Here is a 6326-nt window from a genome sequence, read left to right as displayed (position 1 = left end):
TCGATAAGGCGGTCGGCGGCTACAGCTTCGAAGAAGCCGCAAAGGAGGCCCCTGGTACGAAGGACTTCCATTCGGCCGATGGTCACCTCACTTTCGCTATCGTGACACACACTGCCGGCAATGGTTTCTTCGATCCGGTCTACGTCGGCGCGACCGTCGCCGGCAACCTGATCGGCGCCAAGGTCCTGCTGCTCGGCTCGGAATCGCCGACCGACGACCCTGCCCGCGAGATCGAAATCCTGAACCAGATCGTGCAGGATCCGACGATCGACGGGCTGATCATGACAACGCCCCAGGTCGGCGCCTATAACGACATCGTCAAGGCCGCCGAGGCGAAGGGCATACCGGTCGCTACGACCAATTCCTTCGACGGAACGATCCTGAACCGCAGCGGCATCGGCCACACCGGCCAGGACGCCTCCGCTGCCGCAATCGCCGGCGAGGCGCTCGTCAAGTGCCTCGCGGACAAGGGTATCGAGAAGGGTTCGATCGTCCTGCCGTCGTCGACCGCAATGGGCAACATCGAGGTGAACAATCGCGTCACTTCGGCTTTCAACGCCATCGTCAAGGGCTTGAAGGATGCCGGCAAGCTTGATGCCTTCAAGGTCGACGCGGGTCCGGAGAACACCGGTATCGACACCAATCCGAATGACCCGGTGAACGGCATCGTGACGCTGTTCGAATCGCGAGGCGACGTCGTTGGCGCGTTCGCCGGCAATAATGTGTTCACGCCGGCGCTTGCCAAGGCCGTCGCTCAGACCGGACTGACCGGCAAGATCTGCGCCTACGGTTTCGACCTCGGCCCCGCCCAGCAGGATGCGATGAAGAGCGGCGATCTGACCGGCGCGCTCGGGCAGCAGCCCTTCTTGCAGGGCTTCTGGCCGGTCATGCAGCTCTATCTGGAGATCGATCGCGGTATCGCGGCATCCAACCTCGACACACGTGCCCAACTGGTGACGAAGGAGACCGTCGAGGATGTCGGCAAGCGCTTCGAGAACTGAGTCCGCTCGGAAGGTCTGAAATCATTGCGGGAGGGCGCAAGCTCTCCCGCAATGCGGCAGCAGGGAAATCGACCAGAAGAGACCATGGCGCTTACCGCGACCACATCACTCGGCCGTGCCCCGTCCCAGATTGTCGGTGGCTGGGAGGTGGGGCTCGTTGCCTTGCTTTTGCTGCTCTATCTCGGCGGCGCCCTCGTCAATCCCGCGTTCTTCGGGTCGACAGGAGCGTTTCACTCGCTGCTCCGCGACACCTCGCGGGTTGCCATCATCGCGGTCGGAGTGACCTTCGTCATCGTCAACAAGGACCTCGATCTTTCGGTCGGTTCAACTTACGGCCTAGTCGCCGTCGTCTTCGCCAGGCTGTTCGCGCCGAGCTTCCTTGACCTCGGCGTCGTCACGTCGGTGATCCTCTGCATGCTTCTCGGTGTGTTGATCGGTCTCGTCAATGGCGTGCTCGTTACCATCCTGAAAGTGCCTGCATTCATCGCCACCCTGACGATACTTTTCATCGGCCGCGGCTTCGTGCTGGCGCTCACTCACGGGCAGGCGATCTACTATCCTGCCAAGGCGACCGGCTATCCGCTTTTCTTTCACCTCGGCGAGACTAACCTCCTCGGCTTCAACAACCAGGTCGTGATCTTCGTTGTTGTCGCAGTGATCGGCGCCTATGTACTCGCCAAGACGCGCTGGGGCTACGAGACCTTCGCCACCGGCGGCAACGAGCAGGCGGCGTCCTATGCCGGCATCCCGACCAACTGGGTGCGCATTCGAGCTTACCTGATCTCCTCGCTCTGCGCGGCGCTTGCCGGCCTGATGTCAGCTGCCCAGGACAAGGGCGTGACGCCCCTCTACGGCGTCAGTGGTGAGCTGACCGTCATTGCCGCCGTGATCATCGGCGGCGCCTCGATCCTCGGCGGCCGCGGCCGGGTCGCCGGATCCTGCCTTGGCGCCCTGCTGGTGGTGCTGCTCGACAAGGTGTTGCGCGAGGGCTGGCCGATCACGCGCACCATCAAGATCGGCGACGAGGAGATCACGGTCAACGCCGTTTTCTCGCTGCCGGTCGGCGCGGTGCCGGTGTTCCTCGGACTGCTGCTCGTCGTGGCGGTGCTCATCGAGCCTTATCTCATCCGCCGCCAGGTGGCAGGGCGCCTCTGGGCCTGGCTCCGCGGCCGGCCACCGCCACCGGCCTACGAGATCGGTGGCATCGCGATCGAGGGAGTGCAGACCAAGGGGGCAATGGCGACCGACATGGCGCTGTCGGCCACCGGGTTCGGCAAGTTCCTCGCCCGGCGCGACGCGCTCGCCATCATCTTGACCGTGCTCCTGTGGCTGACCGGCCTCGCGCTCCGGCCGGACTACTGGTGGAACCTGTCCAACAGCTTCGCGATCCTGCTCAACTATACCGAGCTTGCGCTGATCACCATCGGGCTCACCTACGTCATCGCCGCCGGCGATATCGATCTCTCCGTCGGGGCGGTGCTCGCCCTCGCCGGCAGCACCGCCGCCTATTTTCTCAAGGTTCTCGGCGCCGACCCCGTGACCGCGGTGGCGATGGGCCTGCTCGCGGGCATGTGTGCCGGCCTCGTCAACGCGATCGTCACCGTCGGCTTCAAGCTGCCGGCCTTCATCGCCACGCTCGGCATGTTCTACATCGCCCGCGGCCTCGCCGCCTGGTTCGTCGCCGGGCAGCAGCTCACCGGCTGGCCCGAGGGCTACAACCTGCTTGGCCGCAAGGTGAACGACATCCTGCTGCACTACCGCATCTCGCTGCCGGACGGGCTGCTGCGCTCGACCGCCGAGGTGGTGAGCGTCCAGACCATCTGGATGCTGGTCGTCGCCGTCATTGCCGGCGTCGTGCTCGCCTATATGCCGTTCGGGCAGAAGGTCTATGCGACCGGCGGCAACATTCGCGCCGCCGCCTATGCCGGGATCAACACCAACCGGGTGCGGTTCCTCGCGCTAATGCTGGCGGCGCTCTGCGCGACAATGGCCGGGATCATCAACGTCGCCTACTTCCGCAGCTTCAACCCGGTGGCCGGCCAGTTCCGCGAGCTCGACGCCATCGCTTCGGTAATCATCGGCGGCGGTTCGATCTTCGGCGGCTACGGCACCGTGATCGGGGCGCTCGCCGGGGCGGCGGTGATCACCCTGATCCGGGCGCTGCTGCAGCTCAACGTCCAGGGCTTCACCATGCCGCAGCACTGGATCAACGTCTTCATCGGCGGCATCCTGATCGTGGCGGTGCTGATCGACATCTGGGTGCGCCAGGCCAACATCTTCGGCCGCCTGCGGGCGCGCCTCGCACGGCGCACAAGAACGGCGGAGACCACCCATGCGTGACCCGACCACGCCTGCACCGATCGTAGAAATGCGGGGCATCGAAAAAGCCTTCGGTGCAGTGCAGGCGCTCCGCAACGTCGACCTCGTGCTCTATCCCGGCGAGATCCTAGGCCTCGTCGGCGACAACTCGGCCGGCAAATCTACGCTGATGAAGATCCTGACCGGCGCCTACCAGCGCGACGCCGGCGAGGTTTTCGTCGCCGGGCAGCCGGTGCACTTCAAGAGCCCGCACGAAAGCCGCGATGCCGGCATCGAGATGATCTACCAGGATTTCGCTCTTTGCGGGAATATGGATGTCGGTCAGAACATCTTTCTTGGCCGTTGGCCGCGCAAGGGCCTTTTTGTCAATCGGCGGAAAATGTACGCGGAAGCCGACAGCGTGCTGAAGCGGCTCAAGGTCGACGTGAACTCCGTCTATCAAAAGGTCGAGAGCCTGTCAGGCGGACGCCAGCAATCTGTGGCGATTGCCCGCGCTATCTCCTTCCAGCCGCGCGTGGTGATCCTCGACGAGCCGACCGCCAATCTCTCGGTGATGGCGACCGAGCGGCTGCTCGAGACCATGCTGGAACTGAAAAAGCAGGGCGTTGCCCAGATCATCATCTCCCACCGCCTCGTTGACATATTCGCTGTGGGCGATCGCGTGATGGTGCTGAAGCGCGGCGAGAACGTCGGCGATCGCTACGTCAGGAACACCGGCGAGCATGAGGTCCTGGAGATCATCGTCTCCGGCACGCGAGAGCACGCACTTACGGCCGATGAGGCGAGGCCTTGACCGATCAGGTTCACTTTTCTCCAGGCGTGGCTGTCAAACAGCCCTTTCATTTCGGACTTGCTTGACGATTGGCGGTGAAACTTGCCACGCCGAAAGACCGAAACTTGAAACAAGGCCGCCATCGAGCGATCCGGCCGAAACAAAAAACCCGCCTCAGCGGGCGGGTCGTTGGCGCAGATCAAGAATGCTTAAATTCCTAGCATAAACTGCCGTCACTTGTCAAGTCGAAACTACCCATAGTTGCAGGGCAATCACTTCACGCTGCGCTGCATCTCAATACTTGCCGCTTCAGGCCGCTTCGCCGCGCTGTCTCGCCCGGCGATGCTTTCCGCGCGGGCCGCTGATCTCCCACCTTTTGTGGAACCACATCCACTGGCCGGGATCCTCGCGCACCCAGCGCTCGACCACGTCGTTGAGCAGCTGGGTGGTGCCGTGGACGTCGACACTGCCGCCGGCGGTGCGCGGCAAGGTCAGTCTGTCCTCGATCTCGAGCCGGAAGCGGTTGCCCGGCAAGCGCACGCAGCGCGCCGGATAGACATCGCAGTCATAGTGCCGCGCCAGGGTGCCCAGAACCCGGTTGCTCTCGCATGGGCGGCCGAAGAATGTCGTTTCGAGCCCGCTCGAGAATTTCTGGTCGACGAGCACGCCGATATTGCCACCTTTCTCCAGGATTGCCGCCAGCGCGAATGAAGCGCCGGTCGAAGAGGGCAGAAGCGACCCCATGGTCGAGCGGCGAGTCGAGAGGATGTAGTCGGCAAGGTAAGGGTTGTTGGGCGGGCGAAACAGCGCCGTGATGTTCATGCCGAAAGTGGCTGCCGCCACCGGAAGCAGTTCGAAGTTGCCGAGATGCCCGGTGAAGATGATATGCGGCTTCGGTTCCTCGGCGATATGCACGAAGTGCTCGACCCCCCTGACCTCGATGCGGCCCGGTTTCGTCGCGGCGGGATCGTAGTCGAACAGGGCGTCGAGGAAGATGTATTCCGCGGCGAGCCGAGCCATGTTGCCCCACATGTCGGACGCGATGGCCTGGATCTCGCGGTCGCTCTTTTCCGGGTAGGCGTTGCGCAGATTGGCGATGGCGACGTTGTGGCGCCCCACCCGCGGGCCAATGCGACGGGCGGCGCGGTCGGCGAAATTGAGCGCGCTGTCGACCGGCAGCAGACGCAGCAGCCAAATTATCGTCATCGCGACGCGCGCAAGCAGCCAATAGTTGAACTGGCGCAGCCGCCTGCCGTGGCGGAACGCCAAGTCCCGGCGGAGCTTCCTGAAGGCGTTGCAGACCATTCCTAGCCCATGATGTTTTTAGACAGCAACATCAATGATCAGCCGACGCGCAGGATGATCTTGCCGAACACATCACGGCCTTCCATGCGCTTCAGCGCGGCGTCGATGCCGTCGAAGCCGACTTCGGTGTCGATGACCGGGGAAACCAGCCCCGCCGCCATTTTCTGCATGGCGTCGGCCATGTTTTGCATGCGGCAGCCGAAGGAGCCGAGCAGCTTCAGTTGCTGCTGGAACAATTGCATCAGATTGATCTGCGTCGACACGCCCGAGGTCGAGCCGCAGGTCACCAGGCGGCCACCGCGTTTCAGGCACAGCATCGAGGCGGCAAAGGTGTCGGCGCCGACATGCTCGAAGACGACGTCGACGCCCTTCTTCTTCGTCAGCTTGCGCACGACGCCTTCGAAACGGTCCTCGCGATAGTTGATGACATGGTCGGCGCCAAGCGCCTTCGCCTTGTCGATCTTGTCGTTCGAGCCGACCGTGGTGATCACGGTGCAGCCCATTTTCTTTGCCAGCTGGATCGCGGCGGAGCCGATGCCCGAGCCGCCGGCATGGATCAGGATGGTTTCGGCGGGCCGCAGCCTAGCATTGTCGAACAGCATGTGCTCGACCGTGCCGAAGGTGACGGGCGCGACGGCGGCGCCGGTGTCCGTCACGCCGGGCGGGGCAGGGACCAGCAGGCGCGCCGGAAGGTTTATCTTCTCTTGCGCAAAGCCGTCGAGATGGAAGCCGTGTACGCCCGAGACATGCTCGCAGAGGTTGTCGCGGCCTTCGCGGCAGGCGCGGCAAAGCCCGCAGGTGCGCGCACCGTAGATCGACACAAGCTGCCCGGGCACAAGGCTGGAGACGCCGGGGCCGACCGCCTCGATCTCGCCTGAAGCTTCGGCGCCGACGACCAGCGGCAGCTTGCGCTTGGCAAAGGCCATGCC

The 6326-nt window shown here is 63.8% G+C and carries 5 protein-coding genes; 3 read left to right on the top strand and 2 right to left on the bottom strand.

Features of this window, described 5'->3' with window-relative positions; translation table 11 throughout:
- The 3 genes from EOA85_RS24405 to EOA85_RS24395 all read left to right on the top strand — a co-directional run.
- Positions 1 to 1001: substrate-binding domain-containing protein (locus EOA85_RS24405; protein ID WP_127211471.1), on the top strand; the 1001-nt coding region annotated here is incomplete at its 5' end.
- 84 nt (positions 1002 to 1085) lie between these two features.
- Entirely contained in the window at positions 1086 to 3341 is a 2256-nt protein-coding gene (locus tag EOA85_RS24400; protein WP_127211470.1) for an ABC transporter permease, read from the top strand.
- Positions 3334 to 4113 (top strand): ATP-binding cassette domain-containing protein, encoded by a 780-nt coding sequence (locus tag EOA85_RS24395; protein ID WP_065012191.1) that lies wholly within the window; start codon positions 3334 to 3336, stop codon positions 4111 to 4113. The genes EOA85_RS24400 and EOA85_RS24395 overlap by 8 nt, the downstream gene beginning before the upstream one ends.
- A 288-nt stretch (positions 4114 to 4401) precedes the next feature.
- On the opposite strand, the gene EOA85_RS24390 is transcribed toward EOA85_RS24395, so the two are convergent.
- Together EOA85_RS24390 and EOA85_RS24385 are read right to left on the bottom strand one after the other, a co-directional pair.
- Positions 4402 to 5397 (bottom strand): lipid A biosynthesis lauroyl acyltransferase, encoded by a 996-nt coding sequence (locus EOA85_RS24390; protein ID WP_127211469.1) that lies wholly within the window; start codon positions 5395 to 5397, stop codon positions 4402 to 4404.
- 38 nt (positions 5398 to 5435) lie between these two features.
- The coding region (locus EOA85_RS24385) for a zinc-binding dehydrogenase (RefSeq protein WP_127211468.1) at positions 5436 to 6326 on the bottom strand (891 nt) is incomplete at its 5' end.

It is taken from the genome of Mesorhizobium sp. M5C.F.Ca.IN.020.29.1.1 (assembly GCF_003997375.1).
Taxonomy (GTDB): domain Bacteria; phylum Pseudomonadota; class Alphaproteobacteria; order Rhizobiales; family Rhizobiaceae; genus Mesorhizobium; species Mesorhizobium wenxiniae.
The sequence above is the reverse complement of the archived record's forward strand: the minus strand, read 5'-3'. Positions and strand labels throughout refer to the sequence as shown.